This window comes from Bradyrhizobium sp. LA6.1 (genome assembly GCF_040547805.1).
Lineage (GTDB): Bacteria > Pseudomonadota > Alphaproteobacteria > Rhizobiales > Xanthobacteraceae > Bradyrhizobium > Bradyrhizobium barranii.
Genome location: NZ_JBEPQK010000008.1, coordinates 59,478 through 85,672, shown reverse-complemented (window position 1 = coordinate 85,672; position 26,195 = coordinate 59,478). Strand labels below are relative to the sequence as shown.

Sequence of the window (26,195 nt, the reverse complement as noted above, 5' to 3'; positions counted from 1 at the left end):
CCCTCGACATCAGAGGCTCTTGGCCATGCGCGGATCGAGCGCATCGCGAAGGCCGTCGCCGAGCAGGTTCACGGCGAGCACGGTGACGGAGAGGAACGCCGCCGGGAAGAACACGATGTAGGGCTTGACCTGCCACAGCGCGCGGCCTTCGGCCATGATGTTGCCCCAGGACGGAATGGTGGGCGGCGTGCCCGCCCCGATGAAGGACAGGATCGCCTCCGTGATCATGGCGCTGGCGCAGATATAAGTCGCCTGAACCAGCATCGGCGCCAGCGTGTTGGGCAGGATGTGGCGCAGGATGATCATCGGCGTCCGCGTGCCGCAGGCGACCGCGGCATCCACATAGGGCTGCTCGCGCAGCGAGAGCACCACGCTACGGACAAGACGGGAAACCCGCGGGATCTCGGCGATGGTGATGGCCAGGATGACGTTGCCGACGCTGCCGCGCGTCAGCGCCATCAGCGCGATTGCGAGCAGGATCGGCGGGATCGACATCAGGCCGTCCATGAACCGCATCAAGATGCCATCTGCCCAGCGGATGAAGCCGGAGACGATGCCGATGGCGAGGCCCGCCGCGGATGCGAGGATCGCAACCGACAGGCCGACCGTGAGCGAGACCCGCGCGCCAAAGAGCACGCGCGAATAGATGTCGCGGCCCAGCACGTCGGAGCCAAACCAGAACGCGGCGGACGGCGCGCGGGTGCGCTTGGCGGGCGCAAGTGCCGTCGGATCGACCGTCCCGAGATAGGGCGCGAAGATCGCGATCAGAACGAGCGTCAGCAGCAGCGCGCCGCCGATCGCGACCGTGGGATGGCCACGCAAGAGGCCGATGAAGCCGCGCCGGATCCTAACCGGCCGCAGGATTTCAGGCAGTTGCGGCGCGAGAACGAAGCCCGCCGGCAGCGCTTGCGGATTGACGGTCGCATCGGTCAATAGCGGATCCTCGGGTCAACGAGCGTGTAGACGACGTCGATCATCAGATTGACGAGGACGTAGACGAAGCTGAAGAGGAGCACGATGCCCTGGATGACGGGATAGTCGCGCCGCAGGATCGCGTCGATCGTGAGCCGGCCGAGGCCGGGGATCGCGAACACGCTTTCCGTGACGACGGCGCCGCCGATCAGGAGTGCGATGCCGATCCCGATCACCGTGACGATCGGCACCGCGGCGTTCTTCAGCGCGTGAACGAAGAGGATGCCGCCTTGCCCGAGGCCCTTGGCCCGCGCGGTGCGGATATAGTCCTGCTGCAAGACTTCAAGCATGGTGGCACGGGTGATGCGCGCGATCAGCGCGATGTAGACGCAGCCGAGCGCGATCGATGGCAGGATCAGGTTTTGCAGCCACGGCCAGAAGCCTTCCGTGAGCGGCGTATAGCCCTGCACCGGAAGCCATTCGAGCTCGAGTGCGAATACATAGGCGAGGATATAGCCGACGACGAAGACGGGCAGCGAGAAGCCGAACACGGCGAATGCCATGATGACGCGGTCGATCAGGCTCCCCGCCCTCCATGCGGCCACGACGCCAAGCGGCACCGCGACCACGATGGTGAGTAGCAGCGTGACCATCATCAGCGACAGTGTCGGCCCGAGACGCTGTCCGATCATCGTCGAGACCGGAAGGTTGGTGAAGATCGAGGTGCCGAGATCGCCGTGCAGAATGCGCCAGACCCAGCTTCCGAACTGGATCAGGAAAGGACGGTCGAGACCCAGACTCTGGCGAATGCGCTCCACATCCTCCGGGCTCGCCTGGTCGCCCGCGATCACCACGGCGGGATCACCCGGCGCGATGTAGAGCAGGCTGAACACGAACAGCGCGACGATTGCCATCACCGGCAAGGTCGAGACGATGCGACGGAGGATGTAAGAGAGCATCTGGCTTCAGCGTACCATCATGCGGATTTCGACACGTTCCAGAAGAACGGCAGCGGCCCCTTGGTGATGCCGGAGACGTTCTTGCGCCATGCCGTGTAGGTTAGGAAGAAACCGGTCGGCGCGTAGACGACATCCTCGAGCGCCGCCTTGTTGACCTGCCCGATCGCGGCCTTCTCCTCCTCGAGATTCTTGGCGTCGAACCAGGCCGTGATCTCCTTCTCGGTGTTCGGGCTGTTGGGCCAGCCGAACCAGGCCTTGTCGCCATTGGCGCGGATGGCGGTGTAGGCGGCCGGATTGATGCAATCGGCGCCGGCGTGCCAGCTGTGGAACATATTCCAGCCGCCCTGCCCCGGCGGTGTCTTCATCGCGCGGCGCGCGCCCACCGTGCCCCAATCGGTCGCGACGAAATCGACATTCATGCCGAGCTTCTTGAGCAGATCCGCGGTGACGTCGCCCTGCGCCTTCGTGATCGACTGGTCCTGCGCGACCACGCATGTGACCGGCTGGCCGGAATAGCCGCTCTCGGCGAGCAGCTTCTTGGCCGCGTCGAAATCGCGCTTTCCCTTCAGGATCTCGCCGCCCAACTCGGTGTAGAGCGGTGTGTCCGGCGTAAAAAAGCCGGGCAGCGGCTTCCACAACGTATCGTCGTCGCCGACAAGCGCACGCATATAGTCTTCCTGGCTCAACGCCATCAGCACCGCGCGCCTCGCCTTCACATTGTTGAAGGGTGGGTGCAGATGGTTCATGCGGAAGGAGCCGATATTGCCGAGGGGATCGCCGATATCGACGCTGATGTTCTTGTTCTTCTTCAGCACGGGTACGAGATCGGAGATCGGGTTCTCCCACCAGTCGACCTCCCCGTTCTGCAAGGCGGCCGCAGCGGTGGCCGGATCCGGCATCACCAGCCACTCGACGCGATCGACCAGGATGTTCTTGCCGCCGGCAAGCCACGACGCCTTCTCCTGTCGCGGCACGTAATCGGTGAACTTCTCGAACACCGACTTGGCGCCGGGCACCCATTCGCTCTTGGCGAACTTCATCGGACCCGAGCCGACATATTCGGTGATCTGCTTGAACGGATCCGTCTTCGCGATGCGCTCGGGCATGATGAAGGAGCACGGCGCGTTGTTCTTGGCCAGCGCGTACAGCATTTTCGGGAAAGGCTGCTTCAGGACCCATTTGAAGGTGCGGTCGTCGACCGGAGTCAATTCCTGCTGGATAGCGAGGATCATCAGACCCATTGGATCGCGCGCGGCCCAGCGCGACAGGCTCGCGACGACATCCTTGCTCAGCACCGGCTCGCCGTCATGGAACTTGAGACCCGGGCGCAGCTTGAAGGTCCAGGTCTTGCCGTCGTCGGTGGTCTCCTCGGACTCGACCATCTGACGCTGCGGCTGGAGCTTGGCATCGACGCCGTAGAGCGTGTCCCAGACCAGCGCCGCCGCGTTGCGCACGACATATTGCGTGCCCCAGATGGGATCGAAATTGGCGAGGTTGGCTTGCGGCACGAAGCGCAGGGTGCGCGCAGAGGCGCCTTGTGCGATCGCCGGGGCCGAGAGGCCGGTCAATGCCAGACCGCCCGCGCCGGCCAGTCCCTTCAAAACGGTCCTGCGATCCATGAAATCCTCCCAGTAGTGCCGTGATGCCGGCCATCGTTGGCCAAAGGCAGGTGAAACCAGAACCCATTGGCGTGCAAATGGTATGCCACTAACCGGGCCTTCGCCAGCGGGATCTCATCTGGATTACGACCGGTTCAGGCGTCAAAGCGCGGCCGCCAGTGCCGGTCCGGTCTCGATATGCGGAATCGCCTCGACCAGCTTGCGCGTGTAGTCGGTCTTGGGATTGTCGAACAGCGCCCGGCTCTCCCCCTGCTCCACGATGCCGCCATTGCGCAGCACGATGGTGCGGTCGCAGAGCATGCGCACGACATTGAGGTCGTGGCTGACGAACAGCAGCGCGATGTCGTTCTCGCGCCTGAGACGGTCGAGCAGTTGCAGCACCACCGCCTGCACCGAGACGTCGAGCGCGGCGGTCGGCTCGTCCAGCACCAGCAGCCGCGGCCGGCAGGCGATGGCGCGGGCAATGCCGACGCGCGCCTTCTGGCCGCCGGAGAGCTGGTGCGGAAAGCGCGGCAGCAGATCGAGCGGCAAGCCCACCCGCTCCGCACACTCTTCCACCCGCTTGCGCAGTGCATCACCCGCACGCATGCCGTCGAGCCGCATCAGGGGATGGGCAATGCAGTCGAACGCCGTGAAGCGTGGGTTGAGGCTCTCGTTCGGGTCCTGAAAGACCATCTGGATGTCTTTGCGCAGCGGCGAGCGATGGAAGTCACGCGAGGCGACATGGCCGATCGACTGGCCGTCGAACACGATATCGCCTTCGCTCGGGTCGATCAGGCGGCAGATCATCCGCGACGTCGTGCTCTTGCCGGAGCCGGACTCGCCGACGAGCCCAACGCTCTCGCCGCCGGCCATCGTCATCGAGAAATCCGCGACCGCCGCGGAGCCCTGGTCAAATCGCTTGGCGAGCTTGCGCACCTCGAGGAGCGGCGGCGTCCCGTGCGGGAGCTCCTGCCTTGGCTTGCTCACGATCGTCGCATGCCGTTCCCGCTCCTCCTCCGTCACGAGGTCCTCGATCCGCGACGTCGCGGTCGGCGATGCCGCCACCAGGCGGCGGGTATAGGCGTGCTGCGGTGCGCTGAAGAGCTTTTTGGGGCTCGCTTCCTCGACGATGCGGCCGCGCTCCATCACGGCGATGCGGCGGCAATAGCGCGCCGCGAGACCGAGATCGTGCGTGATCAGGATCGTCGCCATGCCGCGCGCGGCGGCAATGTCTGCGAGCAGATCCATCACCACCTTCTGGGTCGTGACGTCGAGGCCGGTGGTCGGCTCGTCGGCGATCAGCAGCGCAGGATTGCAGGAAATCGCGATCGCGATCATGACGCGCTGGCACATGCCGCCGGAGAGCTCGTGCGGATAGGCGTTCATCCGCGTCTCGGGGTCGCGGATCTGGACCGCGCGCAGCAGCTCGAGCGCCTCGGCGCGCGCGGCGTCCTTCGATATCTTCTTATGCGTGAGGATCGCATCCGCGATCTGCAAGCCGATCGCGCGGATCGGATTGAGCGCCGCGCGCGGATTCTGGAAGATCATGGACATCGCGGCGCCCTGGAGTTGACGAAGGTCATCGCCCCTGAGTTTTGTGACGTCCTGCCCGCGAAACAGGATCTTGCCGCCGGTGACGCGCCCGGCCGCATCGAGCAGCCGCGTCGTTGCAAAGCCGGTGACCGACTTGCCCGAGCCGCTCTCGCCGACGAGGCCGAGCATCTCGCCCTTCTCGACCGACAGCGTCACGCCGCGCACGGCCTCGACCATGCCGCGCCGCGTCGAGAACGACACGTGGAGGTCGTTGATCCCTAGCAGCTCCTCGCTCATGTGCGCATCCGCGGATCGAGAATGTCCCGCATCCCGTCACCGAGGAGATTGAAGCACAGCACGGCCATCATCAGCGCAAGACCCGGAAAAGCCACCAGCCACCATCGCCCGGTCGAGATGAAGCGCGCGCCCTCCGCGACCATGATGCCCCATTCCGGCGTCGGCGGCTTGACGCCGAGGCCGATGAAGGACAGGCCGGCCGCATTGAGAATGGCCCAGCCGAGATTGAGCGAGATCTGCACCGCCATCGCCGGCAGGATATTCGGCAGCAGGAAGCGCAGCACCACCGAGAAATGGCTCTCGCCGCAGGCGCGCGCGGCTTCAACCCAGCCGACATTGCGGCGGACGTTGACCTCGGCGCGCGCGAAGCGGATGTAGAACGGCAGATTGATGATCGCGGTCGCGATCACGATGTTCTCGATCCGGTTGCCCAAGGCGGCGACCATCGCCATCGCCAGCACGAACAGCGGAAAGGCCATCATCACATCGACAAAACGGCCGACGCCGCGATCGAGCTTGCCGCCGGCATAGCCGCAGAACGCGCCGACGACGGCGCCGATCACGAAGGAGATGCCGACCGCGGAGACGGCAATGGCAAGATCGAGGCGCGCCGCGATGATGAGGCGGCTGAACACATCGCGGCCGAGCTGGTCGGTGCCGGCGAGATGCGCCGCGCTCGGCGGCAAAAGAGCCTCCGAGACATTAGAGACCACGGGATCATAGGGCACGATCCAGGGCCCGAAGATCGCAATCAGGACGAACAGCGCAACGCCGGCCGCGGCAACGGCGGTGAGCGGATTGCCGCGCAGAATCCAGACCGAATGGCGGAGAGTTGCGCTGGTCATTCGATCGACACCCTGGGATCGGCGATGCCGTAGCAGATGTCGACCACGAGATTGACCAGCACGAACAGGCTGGCCATCAGCAGCACGAAGCCCTGCACGGGCGCATAGTCGGAGGATAAGAGCGCATCGAGCGCGTAGGAAGCGACGCCCGGCCAGGAGAACACTTTCTCCACCAGGACATTGGCGCCCAGCATGGTCGAGAACACGATGCCGGCGATGGTGATGACGGGCAGGATCGCGTTCCGCAGCGCATAAGTGACGACCACCTTGTGCCAGGACAATCCGACCGAGCGCGCAGTGCGCACGAAATCGCTGCCGAGCGAAACCAGCATCGAGGCCCGCGTGATCCGCGCCAGCGGCGCGATCACGAACAGGGCCATGCTCACCGCCGGCAGAATCAACTGCTTGCAGGCCGCCCACCAGCCCTCGATATCTCCCGCCAGCAGGAAATCGATCGACAGGAACCCGGTCCGTTGCGGCGGCAGCGAAGTGAACACGTCGATCCGCCCGGTCGGATCAGGCGCGAGCCCGAGCAGATAGTAGAAGACATAGATCAACAGCAGGCCCGAGACGAAGGTCGGCACGCAGACGCCGAGCGCGCAGAACAGCCGCACGCCGTGATCGACGATCGAGCCGGGCTTCAAGGCCGCGACCACGCCAAGCGGTACCGCCGCGATCAGCGCGATCAGGAGCGCCGTGAAGGTGAGCTCCAGCGAGGCCGGCAGCCGTTCGCGCAGGTCCTTCAGCACCGGCTGCCCCGTCATCATGGAGCGGCCGAGATTGCCGTGGCCGATGTCGGAGAGATAGAACACGAGCTGCTCCGGCACAGACCTGTCGAGCCCCATCTGCTTGCGGATCTGCTCGATCTCCTCCTTGCCGGCATTGGGCCCCGAGGCGAAGAACACCGCGGGGTCGCCGGGCAGCACGCGCATCAGCAGAAAGGTGAAGACCAACACACCGAACAGCGCCGGCAGCGACGACAGAAGCCGCCTACCCGCCCGCACCATGGTTGCACCAAGACCGGTCGTCACCTTTCGGAGCCTCTCTTGTTTGCCGCCATCACTTGCGGCTGACGTCGCGATAGTCGACCTGGCGGTGGAACTCGTAGGTGTAGCCTTCGACCGACGACGCCATCACCGCATCCTGGTTCGGCTGCCACAGCATGATCTGCGGCATCAGATCGACGTGCATCGCATTGAGCTTGCGGCCGGCTTCCTCATACTTGGCCTTGTCCGGCTCGAAACGCGCCTCCTGCGCGATTGCGGCAAGATCCGGGTTGTTGATCGAGCTGTAATTCCAGCGCTGATTGCCGGTGTAGAAGTTGCGGTAGAAGTAATCGGTCGACGGCAACCACGCTACGATGCCCTCGGTGTAGAAGGGAAGCTTCTTCTCGTTGATCTGCGTGGACATCTGTGCGTCCGGCAGCTTCTGGATGTCGACCTTGATCCCGATCTTGCCGAGTGACTCCTTCACCAGCGCGGCCATCGGCTCCGCGGTCGAGGACTGGCCGACGTTGAAGCTGAAGGTAGTCGAGAAACCCTCGGGGAGCCCGGCCGCCTTGAGATATTCCCTTGCCTTGTCGAGGTCGACCTTCACGGGCTGCTGGAACGGATAGATGCCGTTTAGCGGCTTGCCGTCCGGCCAGGTCGCGCCGAACAGCGGCGCGCCGCGGCCGAACAGGGCGGCCTTGAACATGTCGTCATAGGGCAGCGCGTAAGCGATGGCACGGCGGACATTGACGTTGTCGAAGGGCGGCATCTGGTTGTTCATCGAGACATAGGTGATCGCATTGTACTGCGGGGTCGAGACCACCTTGAGCTTGCCCTTGGCCTCGAGCGACTGCACGTCGCTGGCCTGGAGATCGACGACGAGGTCGGCATCGCCGCGCTCGACCAGGTTGGCGCGGGTCGCCGGCTCCGGCACGGACTGAATAATCACGCGCTTGAAGAACGCGGGCTTGTTGGCCGAACCGCGATTCCAGGCCTCATCCCGTTTGATGATGACCTGCTCGCCCGGCTTGAAGGTCTCGACCACGTAAGCACCGCTGCCGGCGGTGTGCTCCTTCAGCCATGCGGTGGCCCAGGGATCATCCGGCGTCGCGTGCTCTTTTGCCACCTTCGAGTTGATGATCAGGGGATAGACGGTGGCGAGATTGGGCAGCGCGAGCTTGTCGGGCTTCGGCAGCGTCACCTCGATGGTGAGGGGATCGATCACCTTGAACTGGTCGGCCGACGTCAACGATCCCGTCAGGAGCTGGGCCTTGCCGAGGATCGGCGCGGTGACACAGCGATCGAGCGACCATTTCACGTCCTCGGCCGTGACGGGCGAGCCGTCCTGGAATTTTGCGTCCTTACGCAGGCGGAAGGTGATCTTCAGACCATCGGGGCTGACGTCGTAGGATTCGGCGAGCTCGCCGGTGATCGTGTCGAGGTCGAACACCCATTTGCCGTTGAGCTGCTTGCGGCCGAACGCCACCAGCCGGTCGTAGGTGCTCATGCTCAGCGCGAAGGATTCGCGCGTCGACCCGGGGATGTTGGGATCGAGCGTGTTGACGGCCGAGCCGGTGACATAGCGCAACGTCTCCGCTCTGGTCTGCGCCTGCGAAGGCGCGGTGGCAATGAGCAACAGCGCAGTGGTGGCGAGGACTGAGGCCGCGGGCCTGAAAGACACAAAACGCATTCGTTTTCCCCAAAATTTCGGCAAGAACGCCAGCAAGGCAGGTCAAGAAAGAAGCAAGTTGCGCGCCAATCCCGCAGAGGCGCTTCGTCGCGGCGGTGCATGGATGATCATCGCGATTCCTCCATTGTTCGCGCGGGCCGCGCAACCACGGCCTGCGGCACGTCGTAGACGCTGAGCGAAGCCCAGTGGCGTTCGACATCGGCGCGAAACAAGCCGCGCGTCAGGCCATTGACCAGCTTGGGAATGGCGGTCGTCATCGCATTGATCGACGATCCCGACGGACCAAAACTCATGGTGGAGGCGATGGCGAACAGATGGATGTCTGAGATCCACGGCGTCTCGCCCGGCACACGCTCGGTGAAGGCGTAATCGTCAGCGAGATAGGGAAAGCGGCCGAGCCGCGCGTTGTGCTCGCTCGAAGGCGGCTGATAGCGATCGGCCCAGGTCGCGATATTGCCGGCAAATTTGGCGAGCTCGCCGCGGCCGGCGAAGTTCATGTCGATGCCGGTGCCGCAAATGACGAAATCCGCGGTGATGGCGCCGCGTGGCGTGTGCAATTCGACACCGCCATCGGTTTGCCTGGTGCCCTCGACCGGCGCGCCCTCGTGCAATGTGAAGTTGGTGTGACGCGCGCAGCGGTCGTAGGTCGGCTGCGGAAATCCCTCGCGCATCTCGAGGATCTTGCGCATGAAGCGCCAGCGCCAGGCATCGTCGAGATCGCTGAGATGGCGCAGGAAGCCGCGAAAGGTGAGCCAGCGATAGGGCTGGATCACCTGGATCTGAGCGCGGCGGCAGAGCAGATGCACCTCCGCCGCGCCTGCCTCCAGCGCGGTCGCCGCATTGTCGAAGGCGGACGCGCCGGCGCCGATCACCGCGACGCGCTTGCCGCAAAGGCTTTCGAAGTCGATGTCGTCGGTAACAGTTGCGACCGAACTCGCTGGCAACTGACGAAGCGGCTCCGGAATGACCCAGTCGCCCATGCCCTCCTGCCCCGTCGCCAACACGATCTTGCGGGCATAGAGCGTCTCGACGCCATCGGCGCGTCTCACGCGCGCGGCGAGCAGACTGTCTGATGCAGGCGCAATCTCCAGAAGCTCGCAGCCGTTACGCACGGGCAGACCGATCGTGCGTCGCAGCCAGAGCAGATAGTCCGCCCAATGCTCTCTCAGGATCAGATTCAGCTCCTGCCAGCTCTCCTTGCCGAAACGGGCTTCGTGCCAGGACTGATAGGTCAGGCTCGGGATATCGAGGTCAGGTCCCGTATAGTCCTTCGGGCTGCGCAGCGTCGGCATGCGGGCATAGGTGAGCCACGGGCCCTCCTTCCCCTCCTCGGCCTTGTCGAGCAGCAGGATGTTGCCGACGCGCGAGCGCATCAGGCCGAAGCCGATGGCGATACCGGACTGGCCGGCGCCGATGATCAGCACATCCAGCGCAGGCTTGCCGTCCGGTCCGATCTTCGGTTCGAGCCATGAGGCGCCGGGATGCGCGATCATGGCGAGATCGGCACGAACGGTCGCTTCGAGCTCTGTCAGCGTGACGCTCATGCCGCGAGCCAGCCTCCGTCCACCACCATCACGGTGCCGGTCGTGAACAAGGACGCATCGCTCGCGAGATGCAGCGCGGTCTGAGCGATTTCCTCCGCCTGGCCGAACCGCTTCATGGCGTGGCGGTTGCGGGACGCTTCGCTCACCTCGTCCGAATTGGCGTGGCGGGCAAAGCTGCGGCGCAGCATCGGCGTATCGATCGCGCCGGGCGCAATCGCGTTGACACGGATGCCGTCGGTCGCGAAATCGACCGCCATGGTCCGCGTCAGGCTGACAATCGCACCCTTGGCGGCGATATAGGCGCTGTTGCCCTTGCCGCCGGCGATCGCAAGCTGCGATGCCAGCGTGATGATCGAGCCGCTCTTCTGCTGCTGCATCTGCGGCACCGCCGCCCGCGCCCACAACCAGGTGCCGCCGACATTGGCGCGGAACACCGCGTCCCAGTCGTCCAGGGTCGTCGTCAGGACCGTGCCGCCACAGGAAAAGCCGGCGGCAGTCATGAGGACATCGAGCCGGCCGTGCCGCGCGATCACCTTGCCTACAACTGTTTCGGCGAAACCGGCATCGCCGACGTCCCCGACATGCGTCGTGGCGTTGCCCACAAGGCTCAGCGTTTCCTGAAGGCCCGCGGCATCGCGATCGACCAAAGCTAGATGCGCGCCCTCCTCCGCAAACAGCTTCGCGCTTGCACGACCGATGCCCGAAGCTGCTCCTGTGATGATGGCCGTGCGCCCCTGCAGCCGCATCTCAGATCCACTCCTTGTGCTGGGTCAACCAGGCGCTCATCGCGGCGGCGGATTCAGCGCAGCCGAGCTGCGCGCGCCAGCCGAACTCATCCGCCATCCGCGTCACCGACAGCGGCGCGCGATAGGATCCATGCAGCTTGATGGCCGTCTGCTCGCCGGGCGCCGCAAGCCGGCATTGCAGGCCGGGATGCAGCGCCGCAAAGGCCTCGCCCCATTGCAGCGCTGGCCATAGCCCACCGCGGGAGATGTTGTAGAGTCGATGGCGCGGCCGCTCCGCTTCGATGAGCAGTGCGACGGCTTCGGCCGCATCCGGCGCGTAGATCCAGTCTCTCATGCCTTCAGGCATGACCGCCGGCTCGCCGCGCGCAAACGCAGCCAGGATCTGGTACTGGAGACTTGGCGTGTCGCGTACCGAGCCGGGCCGCTCCCATGGACCGAACACGACGCTCAGACGCACGCTCAGGAAATCGCCGCCAAAGAGTTCGGCATGGCGAGCGACAGAGCGCTCCGAGGTGAACTTGCTGATCGCATAGAACGAGATGGGATCGCAGGGCGTCTCCTCGTCCAGAATGTCGACCCGCCCACCGGATGCGCCATAAGCCGAGGCAGACGACAGATTGACGACACGGCGAACGCCATGACGGATCGCCGCGAGCAGGATCGGGATTTGCGCCATCACATTGATCTCGAGAACGCGCGCGGTCGACGCTCGCTCGAGTTCATCGCCGGCCGTCACCGCGGCGCCCAGCACGATCGCATCGCAGCCCGCGGCAATGAGAGCGTCGATGGCGTCCGCGTCGGTGATATCGCCCTGCACGGCGTTGAGCCGTGCGCCGTAATCCGCGAGAGTTCGCCGCGCTGATGGCGGCAACTCTGCGCGGTCATACAGCGTCACGTCATGCCCGCGCGCGAGCAGCACCTCGGCAAGATTGAGGCCGACAAAGCCGGTGCCGCCGAAGATGACGATCTTCATCGCGCGCGATCCGCCGTCACAGCAGTTTTGCCCCAAAATTCCGCTCGGGATCCATGTCGGCGACGAGCCGCCCCGTCGGCTTTGCCGCTTCGCCACCGCCGCGCGCCAGGAACTTGCCGCTGCCGGCGTCCGCGAGGCACTTGTTGCCGTCGATGATCACCCGGCCGCGCGAGAGAACGCTAACCGGCCAGCCCTTCAGCTTGCGTCCCGCGAACGGCGTGTAGCCGGCAAGATCGTGCATCATCTCGTCGGCGATTACGGTCTCGCGGTTGGGATCCCAGATCGCGATATCGGCGTCCGCGCCGACCGCGATCGAGCCCTTGCGCGGATGCAGATTGTAGATCTTGGCCGGTGCCGTCGAAGTCAGCTCGACGAATTTTTCAAGGCCCAAGCGCCCTTTCGACACCATCGCGTCGAACAGCAGCGGCAGCCGCAGCTCCAGTCCCGGCAGGCCGTTGGCGACCTGCTTGAAGTTCGGATTGGGTCCGGCGCGCAGCTTGCCGGTCTCGTCGTAGCGATACGGCGCATGATCGGATGAGATGGTCTGGAGATCGCCGAGCGACAGCGCCTGCCACAGCGCTTCCTGGTCGGAATGCGTGCGCGGCGGCGGGCTGCACATCCACTTGGCGCCCTCCGCGCCGGGCTTGTCGAGATCGTTTGCCGTGAGGAACAGATATTGCGGACAGGTCTCGGCGAAGACCTTCAACCCCTGCCCGCGCGAATCGCGGATGACCTTGGCGCCTTCGGCCGTGGACACATGGAAGATCATGATGGGCTGGTCGATCAGCGCCGCCATGCCGATCAGTCGCGTAAAGGCTTCCGCTTCCGAGACGCGGGCATGGCTGACGGCGTGGTATTTCGGCATGGTGTAGCCGCGCGCAAGCAGGCGCTTCACCATCCAGGCGATGATGCCGTGATTTTCGGCATGGGCGCACAACATCGCGCCGGACTGGCGCGCAGCCAAGAGAATGTCGAGCAGCGGCTCGTCGTCGACCTTGAGCCGGTCATAGGTCATGAAGATCTTGATCGAGCCATGGCCCTGCTTCACCAGCGCCGGAATGTGCTCCTCGACCGTCTCCTTGGTCGCATCCGCGATGATCATGTGAAAGGCGTAGTCGATCACGGCGCCCTTCTTCGCCAGCGCGTGATAATCCTCGACCACTTGCGGCAGCTTCATGCCGACATGCTGGGCGGCGAACGGGATTACCGTGGTGGTGCCGCCGAACGCGGCAGAGACGGTCGCGCTCTCGAAGGTGTCGGCATTCATGATGCCGGCCGCGGACAGCTGCTCGATATGCGCATGGCTGTCGACGCCGCCGGGCAGCACCAGCTTGCCGCGCGCATCGATCTCACGCTTGGCCGCCGGAAGCCCGCGGCCGATCGCCGCGATGGTCTCGCCGGAGATCGCGACATCGGCCTCGAACACATCGGTCGTGGTGGCGACGCGGCCGCCGCGGATGATCAGGTCGTATGTGGGTTCAGTCATGAGGCACTCCATGATATGCCTGAGCTACGTGATCGCCATTTCAAGGGAAGACCAACATGCCCCGGCCGCGCATTCTCGTCATCAATCCGAATTCCAACCCTGCGGTCACGCAAGGGCTGGAGGACGCGCTGAAGCCGCTCGGCTTCGAGGGCGGGCCGGAACTGGTCTGCCAGTCGCTGGCCGAGGGTCCGTTCGGCATTGAAAGCCAGGCCGATGTCGACGGCGTTGCGATGCCGCTGCGCCGGCTGGTCGAAGGCGACAACAGCTCGGCTGCGTTTGTCATCGCCTGCTACAGCGATCCCGGGCTTCAGGTCTGCCGCGAAGGCACCGATCGGCCGGTGTTCGGCATCGCCGAGTGCGGCGTGCTGACGGCACTCGCCCGCGCCGAAACCTTCGGCGTCATCGCGATTGCCCAGCGCTCGATCCCGCGCCACATGCGCTACCTCAGGCAGATGGGATTGACCGATCGCCTCGCCGGCGAACGGCCGCTGAACATGAGTGTTGCCGAAACCGCGTCGGGCGAAGGCACGCTGGCCAGGATGATCGACATCGGCCGCGCGCTGCGCGACGAGGACGGCGCCCGCGCCATTGTGATGGGCTGCGCCGGCATGGCGCGCCATCGCCGTCCGCTGGAAGACGCGCTTGGCATTCCCGTGATCGACCCGACACAGGCGGCCGTCACCATGGCGCTGGGTACGGTGCAGTTCTCGGCTCACTAGGCGTCCTTCAGCTCTTTGGCGTCCTGCCGCGCGAGCCATTGCGCATGGCTCTCGCGCGTCAGGGAAAACTTATCCCGCTGCGTGGTGTAGAGATTGCCGAACATGCGGCCGATCGGCCGGTAGGCGTCGAGATCGACATACATGTTGGCCTCGTCGACGAGGCCCTCCCGGGCATGAACCCTGAGCACCTCGCCGACCAATAGCTCGCGATCGGGCGAAAAATTCAGCACGACATGACGCCGGCATTCCAGCGCAAAGGGTGCAGCGGCCAAGCGCGGAACTTTCACATCGACCGAGGGAAGCGTCGCAAGCCCGGTCGCCGCGACCTCACTGTCGCCAGAGGGAAAATCGACCGCGCAATCATTCATCGCGGCAGACAGCGCCTCGTCCACCATGTGAACCACGAACTCGCCGTCGCGATGGATGTTGCGGGTCGTATCCTTCGGGCTGTGATCCGGCTTGTGCTGGAGCCCGAGCACGATCAGCGCGGGGCTTTCGGAGAAGACGTTGAAGAAGCTGAAGGGCGCGGCATTCACCGCTCCGTTCTGGTCGAGCGTCGTCACCAGCGCGATCGGCCGCGGCACGACCACGCCGCAAAGCAGCTTGTAGCGGTCGCGCGGATCGAGCTCGCGCAAGGAAATGCCGGATGTGCCCTTGTCCGCCATCGGCGTCACTTCTCCGGCGGCGGCACCGCGCCGGTCTGGCTGGTGATCAGGCCGTAATGCTCGATGCGGCGGTGCTGGGCAAAATTGAAGATCGTGGTCTTGCCGAACGTCGTGGCGTCGAGGTCGCAGGCGTGAACCAGGACCTCGTCGCCCTCCGTCTTGGCCTCGGCGACGATCTCTCCATCGGGATCGACGATCAGGCTGCCGCCGAACAGCGGATGGCCGTCCTCGACACCCGCCTTGGCCACCGCGACGACCCAGGTCGCGTTCTGATAGGCGCCGGCCTGCACCGAGAGGCGGTTGTGGAACAGGCGCTTCTCGACGCCCTCCTCGCTCTTCTCCGCATTCACCGACGGCGTGTTGTAGCCGATCAGCACCATCTCGACGCCCTGCAAGCCCATGACGCGATAGGTCTCGGGCCAGCGCCGGTCGTTGCAGATGGCCATGCCGATGATGCCGCCCAGCTCGCGCCAGACGTTGAAGCCGAGATCGCCTGGCTCGAAATAGCGCTTCTCCAGATGCTGGTGCGAACGCTTGGTGTCGTAGTCCACATGGCCCGGCAAATGGACCTTGCGATATTTGCCGACGATCTTGCCGGACTTGTCGGTGAGAACAGCGGTGTTGAAGTGATGCCCGTCCGGCGTCAGCTCGGCATAGCCGAAATTCATCGCCATCTGATGCTGCGCCGCACGCTCGAACAGCGGCTTGGTCGCCGCATTCGGCATCTCGCGCTCGAACCAGATGTCGGCGTCCGCCCGGTCCTCCGAATACCAGCGCGGGAAGAACGTCGTCAGCGCCAGTTCCGGATAGACGATCAGATCGGCGCCTTTTGCTTTCGCCTCATCCATCAGCGCGATCATGCGCTTGACCACGGCCTCGCGGCTGTCGACCTTCTGGATCGGGCCCATCTGGGCGGCGGCAACAGTGACGATACGCATCAGCGGGTTCCTGATTTCCTGGTGAGGCTGGGGATCGTAGCTTGAGGGGCGTCTCCGCGCGCGTAGCATAACGCGGTCTTGCGCCGTTTTTCCAGCCAAGCAGCTTTCATGCCGTCCGCCCCCATTCGGCATCCTGCAAGAGTCGCCAGTTGATCTTGTTGCTCGCGGTGCGCGGCAGCTCATCGACGAAGACGACGGCGCGCGGCGCCTTGTAGCTTGCCATCGCGCCACGGGCCCAACCGACGATGTCGTCCGCCGAAATCGTCGCGCGCGCCGCTTCATCGAGCACCACCAGTGCCTTGACGGTCTCACCGCGGTAGTCGTCGGGGGCCGAGACGATGCAGCATTCCCGGATGGCGCGGTTCTGGTACATCGCGGCCTCGACCTCGGCCGGCCACACCTTGAAGCCGCTGACATTGATCATCCGCTTCAGGCGGTCGACCGCGAAGAAATAGCCTTGGGCATCGCGATAGCCGAGATCGCCCGTGCGCAGGAACCGCTTTCCCGAGAGCTCGATGAAGGATTCGGCGTCGGCCTGCGGCCTGTTCCAGTAGCCTTGCAGCACTTGCGGCCCATGCACGACGATCTCGCCGACGACATTGTCGTCGAGCTCGATCAAGGTCTCGGGATCGACGACCCTCGCATCGGTCTCGTGCACGGCAATGCCGAGACACTGGCGCTTCGGCGCAGCGATCGGATTGAGATGCGTCGGCGACATCGTCTCGGTCATGCCGTAGCCCTCGACGAAATCGAGGCCGAAGCGGCCCTTGAGCCGTTCGGCAACCGCGGTTGGCATCGCCGCGCCGCCGCCGGTCAGCACCTTGAGTTTTGCGAAGCACCGATCGCGGAACCGGACGCTTGCGAGCACGTCGACGATCATGGTCGGCGCCGCGTTCCAGAACGTGACGCCGTAGGTCTCGAACAGATCCGGCAGCAGATCCTTGTCCCAGCGCGCCATCAACAGCAGCGTGGCGCCCGTCACCACCGCGGCATTCATCGAGCCTTGCATGCCCGCGACATGGAACAGCGGCATGAAGCCGGTCATCACGTCGCTGCGGTCGAGGCCATACCAGCGTGCCTGCAGGACGGCCGTGAACAGCGCGCTGCGATGCGTATGCATGCAGGCCTTGGGCTTGCCTGTTGTCCCCGACGTATAGGGCAGGATCATGAGATCGTCCGGCCCCGCGGTCATTGCGCCTGGCTGCACGCCTTGCGCGATCGCCTGCGACCAGGAATGCCAGCCAAGCGACAACGGTATCTCCGGCGGCGCCTCGGTGATGCATGAAGGCAGCGCATAGGGCGTGGCGGCCGGCACTTCGTCGCGATATTGTGCGACGATCGTATGGGAGATGGCTTCGCCCACCAGCGGCGCGAATATTTCGCTCAGTTCGCTTCCGATGATCGCGACCTTGGCGCCGCTGTCCTCGGCGAGATACGCGATCTCGACCGTCTTGTTCATGGGATTGACGGGCACGATCACAGCGTCTGCCCGCATCACCGCGTAGTAGGCGATGACATATTGCGGCGAGTTTTGCAGCGCGATCATGACGCGGTCGCCGCGCTTGACGCCGCAAGCGCTTTGCAGGAAGCCGGCTAAGGCATCGACCCGCTCGCGTAGCTCGGCATAGCTCAGGCTCGCACCATAAAACACTGTCGCCGGGTGCGACGGCCGATCCTTCGCCGCGCGTACCAGCGCGTCGTAAAGCGTCCCCTCCGGCATCGCGAGATGCCAGGGCTCGTCCGCCGGCCAGGCTGGCGAGCGATGAGGCGTTGCGGGGTCTGCGCTCACCCGTGCTCCTCGTCTGCGATGTCGAGGCCGTGGTCGAGCGCATCCAAAAGCAGTTCGGCCTCATGCTCGGAGATGACCAGCGGCGGCGCCAGGAACAGCGAGGTCTGCTCACCGCTGGTGCCGATCACGGCACCCGCCTCCAACGCCCGCTCTGCGACACGCGAGGCGATCGGCACCTCGGTGGTGTCGGCATGCCAGGCGCGCCAATCCGGGCCGTGCAGCTCCACCGTCCAGTGCAGCCCCTGCCCCGCCACGCGCTGCACGCTCGGATGCTTCTGCGCGATCGCGAGCAGGCGGCGGGTAAAGAGCTTTTCCAGGCTCGCTACGCGCTCCAGGATTTTCTCTTCGCTGACGACCTTCAGGTAAGCGCTGACGGCAGCCATGCTGATCGGATGGCCGCGCAGCGTGCCGTAGTTCTGCCAGCTCGAGCCCTTGAGCCGCTCGACGATGTCTTTCGACACCACGACCGCCGCGACTGCCGCCGCACCGCCGCCGAGCGATTTTCCGAGCGTCACGATATCGGGCCGGCTCTCCGCGCCCTGGAAGGCGAACCAGCGGCCTGCGCGGCCAGCGCCGGTGACGACCTCGTCCGCGATCCAGTAGGAACCCGCTTGCCGGGCGTGGCGCGCCACCTCGTCCTGATAGGCGCCGTCGTAATAGATGCCGCCCTGGGTGTAGTCGATGATCGTCGCCGCGGTGTCCGACAGCAGCCGCGTGGCATCCGCCAGATATTCGCTGGGCGGGGCGTTGTTGGCCGGCGCGCCATAGATGGCGCCATCCGGCGCCGGGAGGATCCGCACCGGTGCCATCGGCGCCGGCAGCTTCGAGCCGCCTGCGTGCACCGCGAGGCCGCCGTGCCATTGCGGCTGCACCGTCATGCTGCGCGACAAGCCGGTGATGCCGTGATAGGCGCGCTCGCGCGTCGCCAGCGCAGACCGCTGCGTCAGCGCCTGGCAGAGCGACAGCGCCATGTCGTTGGCCTCGCTGCCGCTGATGCAGAAGCGCACCGCGCCGACCCAGTCGTCTTCGCCCTTGAATGCGGTGGCCATCAGGTCGTCGGCCGCCTGCTCACGGCCGACCCAGGTCCAGCCTTCGTTCACGACCGGCGTATCGGCCGCGCGGCGGATCGCCTCCACCATCGCGGGATGGCGATGGCCGAGTCCGCCGCCGGTGTTGCTGCCGTCGATCAGCTTGCGGCCGTCGGACAGGTGAAAATAGACGCCCTCGCCGCTGACGACGGCCATCGGCGCGGCTTCGCCCGCATTCAACCCGGTTCGCAACAATCTGCTCATCGCAATCCCCTCACTCCGCAGCTGCGGCGCCGTAGCCGCCGCCGCCGCACATCTCGATCGTGACGAGATCGTCTTGCTGCAACACCAGGTTTGATTTGCCGTCGATGGCGACGTTTGCGCCCTGCCTGATCAGCGAGATGCGGCAGGCCTTGCCGGCTTCACCGCCCTGCATGCCGAACGGCGCAATCACCATGCGCTCGATGCAGGTGGTCAGGTGCATCGAGGGTGCGAGGATGCGATAGGTGCGAACCGAGCCGTCACCGCCGCGATACGCCCCCGCGCCGCCGGACTGCCGGCGAATGGCCTGCTGCTCCAGGCGGATCGCGTAGCTCGCCTCGATCACCTCGACCGGCGTGTTCGACGTGTTGGACAGATGCACGCGCGTCGCCGACATGCCGGCCCGATCATGCCGCGCACCCTCGCCGCCGCCGTGGACCTCGTAGAGCATCTTCCAGGAGCCGTTCTGCCGCGGCTCGGCGAAGAACAGCACGCCCGCAGTGGTTGCGCCACCGGCCGACAGTCGTTCGGGGATGGTGTCCTGCATCGCGCGAAAAATCGCATCGACGATGCGCATGGACGTCTCGTGGTTGCCGGCGGCAACGGACGCCATCCAGCCCGGCTCCAGGATCGAGCCCGGGCGCGTGATGATGGTCAAGGGCCGGAGCGCACCCGCATTCTGGTGCATGTCGCGCCCGCTCATGATGCGTGCCGCATAGGCGACCGCCGAGCGCGCCATGAATGGCGTCGTGTTGCAGAAGTTCGAGACGCGGTCGCAACTGCCGGAGAGGTCAAAGGTCGCCTCGTCGCCGCGAATGGTGATTTTCACATGGATGCGCGCAGGCGCGTTGTTGACGCCGCCGTCGTCGAGATAGTCTTCACCCTCGTAGACGCCATCAGGCAGGTCGCGGAGCGCCTCCCGCATCTCAATTTCGGAGAGGTCGTGCAGGCGCGACTGCGTCGCCGTGAACACGGCCTTGCCGTGCTCGCGGCAAAGCTCGACGATGCGCTTCTCGCCAGCTTTCGTTGCCGCGATCTGCGCGAGTAGATCGCCCTCGCAGGACTCGGGATCGCGGACGTTGGCCTTGAGCAGCTGCACGATCGGCGTGTTGACGCCGGCTGACGTGGCGATCAGCACCGGCGGAATCCGCATCGCCTCCTGGAAAGTGTCGATCGCCTTGGCAAAATAGCTGCCCGGCCAGGTGCCGCCGATGTCGGGCCAGTGCGCCAGGCTCACCGCAAAGGCCACGATCTCGCCGTCGACGAAGACGGGGCGCACCACCTTGACGTCGTTGAGGTGATTGCCGCCGAGCGCGCCGACATTGTAGATCAGCACGTCGCCGTCATTCAGGGTCTCGACCGGCACGACCTTCAAGAGTTCCGGGATCGTGTAGGCCATCGCGCCGAGATGGATCGGGATGTCGCGGCCCTGCCCGACCAGACCGCCGCGGCCGTCGGTGATCGCGGACGACAGGTCGCCGGCCTCGCGCAGCAGCGGCGAGCGCGCCGAGCGCGTCATCACCAGGCTCATTTCCTCGGCCGCGGCCGAGAGCCCGTGCCTGATAACCTCGACGACGAACGGATCGAGCTTCATGCCGCCCTCCGCGTCAGGAACAGGTTGCCTGATACATCGGGTTTAGCTTGCCAGCCCGGCGGGACCACGACCGTTGACCATGCGTCCTCGATGATCGCAGGGCCGCTGACGACATCGGTCAATTTGGCGCGATCGATGATGGCGGTCGGGATATCGTGGAGGCCGTCGAATGAGCAGGCCCGCTTGCCTGACGACACCGCCCTCACCGCAGTCGCCGGCCGGCTCACCACCGTCGTCGACGGGCGCCGCGCCTGTACGCGCACGGATTCGATGACGCAGGGCTCGCTCGTCGCATAGCCGAACAGCTCCTGATGCCGCGCCAGAAAGTCCTTCTTCAGCTTGGTCGCGTCGAGCGGCAACGTGAACGGCACCGGAATGGCATCGTTCTGCGCCGCGTAGCGCATCAGCGCCACCAGCTCGACCTGGATCTCCGCCTGCGCAACGCCGTTGGCGATCAGCGGCGCCGAAGCATCGTCCATCAGCGTCCCGATCCGCTCCGACACCCGGGCGAGATCGATGCCGTCGAGGGCGGCGCGTAGCGTCTGCTGCTGGAGAAAGCTGAAATCGGCGGTGAGACAGCCCAGCGCCGAGAACGCGCTCGAGGCGCTCGGCACCACGACCTCTGCAATCCCGTAGAGATCGGCAAGGCCTGCGGCATGCATCGGGCCGCCGCCGCCGAAGGCGAGCAGCGTGCAGTCGCGTCCGTCGATGCCGCGTTCGACCGTGACGCGGCGAAGCGCGCGGGCCATGGTCGCGTTGGCGACCTTGATGATGCCGAGCGCGGTTTCGGTCAGGCTCAGCCCCAAGGCGCGCGCAATCGGCTCGATGACGCGTTCCGCTGCCTTGATGTCGATGCCGATGCGGTCGCCAAGCTTGGTCTCGGGATTGAGATAGCCGAGCACGGCGTTGGCGTCGGTAATGGTCGGCTCGGTGCCGCCGCGGCCGTAGCAGGCCGGCCCCGGCTCGGAGCCGGCGCTCTCCGGCCCGACCGTCAGGCCGCCGGGACCGTTTCGCACGATCGATCCGCCGCCGGCCCCGATGGAATGGACCGCAAGCATCGGCTGACGCAGCGGCTTGTCGCCTAGCATGCGGCCGTCGGTCATCTCGGCCTGGCCGTCGACGATCAGGCAGACGTCCGTCGTGGTGCCGCCCATGTCGAAGGTAAGCATGCGCGATGTGCCGAGCTGGCGCGCGATGCTTACCGATGCGGAGACGCCGGCCGCCGGCCCCGACATCGCCATCACCAGCGGCCGCCGCTTCACGGCCGAGATCGGGACCATGGCTCCGGCCGAATGAAACACCTGCAAGCCGGCGCCGATCGGCAGCCGCTGCTCCAGCTCGCTGAGATATTCCACCGCGATCGGCATCGCGGCCGCGTTGAACACGGTCGCCGAGGTCCGCTCATATTCGCGAGCCTCGGGATTGACCTCGTGCGACAGCGAGACATGGGCGACGACGCCCTTGAGCCGTTCGCCGAGCATCTTTTCGTGGACGGGATTGGCATAGGCGTGAAGCAGCGCCACGGCGACGCTCTGCACGCCGGTCTGCTTCAGCCAGGCCACCAGACGCTCGATCTCGGTCTCATCCAGCGCCTTCAGCACCCGGCCCTCGTGATCGAGGCGCTCGGCGAGCCCAAAGCATCGTTCGGGCGGCACCAAAGGCGGTGATTTCGGCGGAATGTCGAGACGATAGAGATCGCGGCGGCGATAGCGCGCAATCTCGAGCACATCGGCGAACCCTTCGGTGGCGACCAGCGCGACCTTCGGCAGCCGGTTCTCGACGATGGCGTTGGTGACGCGCGTGGTGCCGTGCACGAAGCGCTTGACCTCGCTCTTGCGCAAGCCGACCGCCTCGATCGCCTCCAGCATCGCCTGAACCGGCGCGTCGGGGCGCGACGGCACTTTTGCGATCCGCGCCTCCGCGGAGTCACGCCTGATGGCAATGATGTCGGTGAAAGTGCCGCCGATATCGGTGCCGACTTCCCAGTGATTTTCGGAGGAGCTCATGTGCGGGGTCAGTTACGAACGACGTCCGAACCGGACGCCGGGTGCTTGCCGTCCATCGCAACGTCCAATGCCAATCCGAGAGCGCTCATCATCATCCCCTGTCATGCCACCGCCTGCGAGCGTGCGACAGAGCGATGGGCTCGGGATAGGGCCAGAGTTGTCGCAAACCACTAGACCAGCGCAGGACCGACATCACGCGGTGCAACACCGGCTGCACGTTTTGGTGCAGCACTGCACGCGCAGAGAGCACACGAACGCGAACCGTTCCGCGCGACAAACGTGCAGTGCACCACGGATTTCTCCGTGCAAATCGTAACGCCCGCTGCACTGCAATCGGAGCACTCAAAAACGTCTGTCTAATTTGCAGGCGATTGAACGGCGATGCGGGATAGCCGCATGCCTACGAGCTATGCACGACGGTCGGCTCAGCTTCTCTTTATTGTACGAACAGTAAGAGAGGATATTGCCGGGTCCGATGGTGTGTTGCGGCGACCGCTGCCGATGCGAGCCGCGATTCTCGCAAGCAGCGGCGCGGCGTCCTCGACCCGCAGCCGCCCGTAGCCGAACACCAGGCCCTGCCGCGTCGGCTGCTCCAGAAAGTTTTGCGAGAGCGGCTGGACGTGGATGCCGGCCTGCTTCAGGACCGCGGCCGCCTCGCGGTCGCTCATCCGCGCCCGCATCGCGTCGGTAAACAGCGCCACCAGATGCAATCCGGTGACGGCGGAGGATACGGTGAGATCGTCAGGCATCAGCACTGTGATCGCATCGATCAGCGCCTTCCGGCGCGCGGCGTAGATTCGCCGCATCCCGCGCAGATGCCGCAGCAGGTGCCCTTCCCGCATGAACTCGGCCAGCGCGAGCTGACCGATGCCGGAGGTGTGCACATCGATGCGCGCGCGGCCCTTGGAAAAGCCCTCGATGAAATGCCTGTTGGCGACGATGTAGCCGAGCCGCAAATTCGGCATCATGATCTTCGAGAAGGTGCCGAAATAGATCACCCGCCCCTCGCGATCGAGCGAGCGCAGCGAGGCGATCATGCTGTCCTGGTGCCTGAACTCCGAATTGTAATCGTCCTCGATCACCCAGACGTCGTTCTTGTTGGCCCAGTCGAGCAGCTCGAGCCGCCGCTCCAGCCCCATGCTGACGCCGAGCGGATATTGATGCGACGGCGTGACCACGATCAGCTTCGCACCCGGTGCGCGCCGGATACCTTCGGAGACGACGAGGCCCTTGTCATCGACGGGAATTGGAACGAGCTTCGCGCCGGCGGCCGTGAGCGCCCACCGGGCCTCGACGAAGCCGGGCTCCTCGACCCACACCTCGTCGCCGGGATCGAGGATCATCCGGCTGCAGAAATCAAGCGCGCCCGATGTGCCTGAGGTGACGACGACCTCTTCCGGCGAGCAGACGAGCCCGCGCACCGAGCCGAGGAAGTTCGCGATCTCGCTCCGCAAGCGCGGATGGCCCTCCGAGGGAAGATCGAGACACTCCTGCTCTCTTGGATTTTGCCAGGACTGGCGCAACAGGCGCGACCAGTCCTTGAATGGGAAGGTCGAGATGTCAGGCGCGCCCGGGCTGAATTCCGACGGCCAGTTGGTCTCGTAGTCGAAGGCAAGCAGCGAGCGCCAGCGCTCCGACATTTGGGCGGGCTTGGGCGCGGGCGACGTCGCGGATGCAGGCTCCAAATGCGGTGTCGTAACGGACGCTACCATGACACTGCCGCGCGGCATCGATTCAAGATAGCCCTCGGCGTAGAGCAGATCCCAGGCGGTCAACACCACCGTGCGCGAGCAGCCCAATTCGCGCGCGATCTCGCGCGATCCGAGAAACTGCGTTCCGGCCGGAAAGACACCGCGCAGAATGCCGTCGCGGATATGCGCCGCGATCTGCAGATGCAGCGGCACCGCCGAATTCCGGTCGATATGCATCCCGGCAAGGGACACGCGCTTGCTCGGGTGACGGCTGTTGTCCATGTCTCGCCCGTCAGGCAACGCAGGTCCTATCCACCGTCATTCCGGGGCGCGCCACTTGGCGCGAGCCCGGAATCCATTTGTCTGCATCACGTGTTGCGCGATGGATTCCGGGTTCGCGCTTCGCGCGCCCCGGAATGACAACGCGACTTTTCTTTACGCGCTCGCCTGCGTCACGAACTTCGTGTTGAGATAACCCTCGATCGCCTCGAGGCCGCCTTCGGAGCCGTAACCGGAATCCTTGATGCCGCCGAACGGCACTTCCGGCAGGGCGAGGCCGTGATGGTTGATCGAGACCATACCGCTCTCGATGTCGGAGCCGATCGCCTGCATCGTCTTGGTCGAGGTCGTGTAGGCATAGGCCGCAAGGCCGTAAGGCAGGCGGTTCGCCTCGGCCACCACCTCGTCATAGCTGCGGAACGAGGTGATCGGGGCAAGCGGTCCGAACGGCTCTTCGTTCATGATGCGGGCATCGCGCGGCACGTCGGTGATGACAGTCGGCTCGAAGAAGAAGCCTTCGTTGCCGATGCGCTTACCGCCAGCCTGCACCTTGGCCCCGCGCTGCACAGCGTCGGAGACCAGACCCTCCATCGCGTCGACGCGTCGCGGGTTCGCCAGCGGACCCATGCGGGTGTCCTTGTCGAGGCCGTTGCCGACCTTCAGGCTCTTGGCCGCGGCGACGAACTTGTCGACGAAGGGCTGATACACGCTCTCATGCACCAGGAAGCGCGTCGGCGAGACGCAGACCTGGCCGGCATTGCGGAACTTGTTGGCCGAGAGAATCTTGGCGGCGTTGTCGAGATCAGCGTCCGCGAACACGATTGCCGGCGCGTGGCCGCCGAGCTCCATGGTGACACGCTTCATGTGCAGGCCGGCGAGTGCGGCCAGATGCTTGCCGACCGCGGTCGAGCCCGTAAAACTGATCTTGCGGATGATCGGGTGCGGAATGAGATATTCCGACACTTCCGACGGCACGCCGAACACCAGCTGGACGACGCCGGCGGGAATGCCTGCGTCGGCATAGGCGCGCACCAGCTCCATGCAGCTTGCCGGGGTTTCTTCCGGGCCCTTGACGATGATCGAGCAGCCGGCGGCGAGCGCGGCCGAGATCTTGCGGACCGCCTGGTTGATCGGGAAATTCCAGGGCGTGAACGCGGCGACCGGGCCGACCGGCTCCTTGGTCACGAGCTGGGAGACGTTGCCCATCCGCGGCGGGACGATGCGGCCATAGGCGCGGCGGGCTTCTTCCGAGAACCAGTCGATGAGGTCGCCGGCCAGCATGGTCTCGCCCTGCGCTTCCACGACCGGCTTGCCCTGCTCCATGGTCATCACGGGCGCGATCTCGGCGGCGCGCGAGCGGATGATGTCGGCGGCCTTGCGCATCAGCTTGTAGCGGTCGAACGGCGAAGTCTTGCGCCAGATCTCGAAGCCGGCCTTGGCGGCCTCCAGCGCGCGGTCGAGGTCCTGGCGCGAGGCGTGCGGGGTCTTGCCGATCGGCTGGCCGGTGGCGGGGTTGAGGATGTCCTCCGACTTGCCGGAGGTGCCGTCGGTCCACTCGCCGGCGATGAACATCTGAACTTTCGGGTACATCCCTGGTGTCTCCTGCATGATTTCGGCGGCGATCAGCTTGGGTGCCCGACCGCCTAACAA

20 protein-coding genes are annotated in these 26,195 nt (G+C 65.3%); 1 reads left to right on the top strand and 19 read right to left on the bottom strand.

Translation table 11 applies throughout. From position 1 onward, the window contains the following. Positions 1-9: 9 nt before the first annotated feature. From ABIB99_RS21320 to hydA, 11 genes are all read right to left on the bottom strand, one after another. Positions 10-933 (bottom strand): ABC transporter permease, encoded by a 924-nt coding sequence (locus ABIB99_RS21320; protein WP_354177466.1) that lies wholly within the window; start codon positions 931-933, stop codon positions 10-12. Next, the gene (locus ABIB99_RS21315) at positions 930-1,871 is read right to left on the bottom strand and encodes an ABC transporter permease (protein ID WP_354177465.1); all 942 of its coding nucleotides are present in this window, start codon (positions 1,869-1,871) and stop codon (positions 930-932) included. Before ABIB99_RS21315 ends, ABIB99_RS21320 begins: the two co-directional genes overlap by 4 nt. 17 nt (positions 1,872-1,888) lie before the next feature. After that, positions 1,889-3,490: an ABC transporter substrate-binding protein gene (locus ABIB99_RS21310; RefSeq protein WP_354117103.1), complete on the bottom strand. Its 1,602-nt coding sequence runs from the start codon at positions 3,488-3,490 to the stop codon at positions 1,889-1,891. A 141-nt stretch (positions 3,491-3,631) separates the two neighbouring features. Next, positions 3,632-5,302 carry a nickel ABC transporter ATP-binding protein NikE gene (gene nikE / locus ABIB99_RS21305; RefSeq protein WP_354177464.1) on the bottom strand — a complete coding sequence of 557 codons (1,671 nt, stop codon included), beginning with the start codon at positions 5,300-5,302 and terminating at the stop codon, positions 3,632-3,634. Further along, on the bottom strand, positions 5,299-6,147 hold the full coding sequence (locus tag ABIB99_RS21300) for an ABC transporter permease (RefSeq protein WP_008131147.1): 849 nt from the start codon (positions 6,145-6,147) through the stop codon (positions 5,299-5,301). The genes nikE and ABIB99_RS21300 overlap by 4 nt, the downstream gene beginning before the upstream one ends. Continuing rightward, positions 6,144-7,178, bottom strand: a complete 1,035-nt coding sequence (locus tag ABIB99_RS21295; RefSeq protein WP_063984406.1) for an ABC transporter permease — start codon at positions 7,176-7,178, stop codon at positions 6,144-6,146. Before ABIB99_RS21295 ends, ABIB99_RS21300 begins: the two co-directional genes overlap by 4 nt. A gap of 28 nt (positions 7,179-7,206) precedes the next feature. Next, positions 7,207-8,826 (bottom strand): ABC transporter substrate-binding protein, encoded by a 1,620-nt coding sequence (locus tag ABIB99_RS21290; RefSeq protein WP_354177463.1) that lies wholly within the window; start codon positions 8,824-8,826, stop codon positions 7,207-7,209. A gap of 107 nt (positions 8,827-8,933) precedes the next feature. Then, positions 8,934-10,370: an NAD(P)-binding domain-containing protein gene (locus ABIB99_RS21285; protein WP_354177462.1), complete on the bottom strand. Its 1,437-nt coding sequence runs from the start codon at positions 10,368-10,370 to the stop codon at positions 8,934-8,936. Then, positions 10,367-11,116 (bottom strand): SDR family oxidoreductase, encoded by a 750-nt coding sequence (locus tag ABIB99_RS21280; protein WP_354177461.1) that lies wholly within the window; start codon positions 11,114-11,116, stop codon positions 10,367-10,369. Before ABIB99_RS21280 ends, ABIB99_RS21285 begins: the two co-directional genes overlap by 4 nt. A gap of 1 nt (position 11,117) precedes the next feature. Further along, positions 11,118-12,089, bottom strand: coding sequence for an NAD-dependent epimerase/dehydratase family protein (locus ABIB99_RS21275; protein ID WP_354177460.1), 972 nt, complete (start codon positions 12,087-12,089; stop codon positions 11,118-11,120). A 16-nt stretch (positions 12,090-12,105) separates the two neighbouring features. After that, positions 12,106-13,575 (bottom strand): dihydropyrimidinase, encoded by a 1,470-nt coding sequence (gene hydA / locus ABIB99_RS21270; RefSeq protein WP_354177459.1) that lies wholly within the window; start codon positions 13,573-13,575, stop codon positions 12,106-12,108. 56 nt (positions 13,576-13,631) lie between these two features. Here hydA and ABIB99_RS21265 point away from each other — a divergent pair, with 56 nt between their 5' ends. After that, on the top strand, positions 13,632-14,294 hold the full coding sequence (locus ABIB99_RS21265; RefSeq protein WP_247308776.1) for an aspartate/glutamate racemase family protein: 663 nt from the start codon (positions 13,632-13,634) through the stop codon (positions 14,292-14,294). Here the strand turns inward: ABIB99_RS21265 and ABIB99_RS21260 are convergent. The 8 genes from ABIB99_RS21260 to ABIB99_RS21225 all read right to left on the bottom strand — a co-directional run bounded on the left by ABIB99_RS21260 (position 14,291) and on the right by ABIB99_RS21225 (position 26,135). After that, entirely contained in the window at positions 14,291-14,959 is a 669-nt protein-coding gene (locus ABIB99_RS21260; RefSeq protein WP_354177458.1) for a flavin reductase family protein, read from the bottom strand. The two genes, ABIB99_RS21265 and ABIB99_RS21260, sit on opposite strands and share 4 nt — an antisense overlap. A 5-nt stretch (positions 14,960-14,964) precedes the next feature. Beyond that, positions 14,965-15,897 carry an N-carbamoyl-D-amino-acid hydrolase gene (locus tag ABIB99_RS21255; protein ID WP_354177457.1) on the bottom strand — a complete coding sequence of 311 codons (933 nt, stop codon included), beginning with the start codon at positions 15,895-15,897 and terminating at the stop codon, positions 14,965-14,967. Positions 15,898-16,003: 106 nt separating this feature from the next. Then, positions 16,004-17,686 (bottom strand): long-chain-fatty-acid--CoA ligase, encoded by a 1,683-nt coding sequence (locus ABIB99_RS21250; RefSeq protein WP_354177456.1) that lies wholly within the window; start codon positions 17,684-17,686, stop codon positions 16,004-16,006. Further along, on the bottom strand, positions 17,683-18,978 hold the full coding sequence (locus tag ABIB99_RS21245) for a class-III pyridoxal-phosphate-dependent aminotransferase (RefSeq protein WP_354177455.1): 1,296 nt from the start codon (positions 18,976-18,978) through the stop codon (positions 17,683-17,685). Before ABIB99_RS21245 ends, ABIB99_RS21250 begins: the two co-directional genes overlap by 4 nt. A 10-nt stretch (positions 18,979-18,988) precedes the next feature. After that, complete coding sequence (locus ABIB99_RS21240; protein WP_354177454.1) at positions 18,989-20,569, bottom strand: hydantoinase B/oxoprolinase family protein; 1,581 nt, start codon at positions 20,567-20,569, stop codon at positions 18,989-18,991. After that, a complete protein-coding gene (locus ABIB99_RS21235; protein WP_354177453.1) occupies positions 20,566-22,575 on the bottom strand; it encodes a hydantoinase/oxoprolinase family protein in 2,010 nt (669 codons plus the stop codon). The genes ABIB99_RS21240 and ABIB99_RS21235 overlap by 4 nt, the downstream gene beginning before the upstream one ends. Before the next feature lie 425 nt (positions 22,576-23,000). After that, the gene (pdxR, locus tag ABIB99_RS21230) at positions 23,001-24,548 is read right to left on the bottom strand and encodes a MocR-like pyridoxine biosynthesis transcription factor PdxR (protein WP_354177452.1); all 1,548 of its coding nucleotides are present in this window, start codon (positions 24,546-24,548) and stop codon (positions 23,001-23,003) included. Positions 24,549-24,701: 153 nt separating this feature from the next. Then, complete coding sequence (locus ABIB99_RS21225) at positions 24,702-26,135, bottom strand: NAD-dependent succinate-semialdehyde dehydrogenase (protein ID WP_038934240.1); 1,434 nt, start codon at positions 26,133-26,135, stop codon at positions 24,702-24,704. Positions 26,136-26,195: the final 60 nt, after the last annotated feature.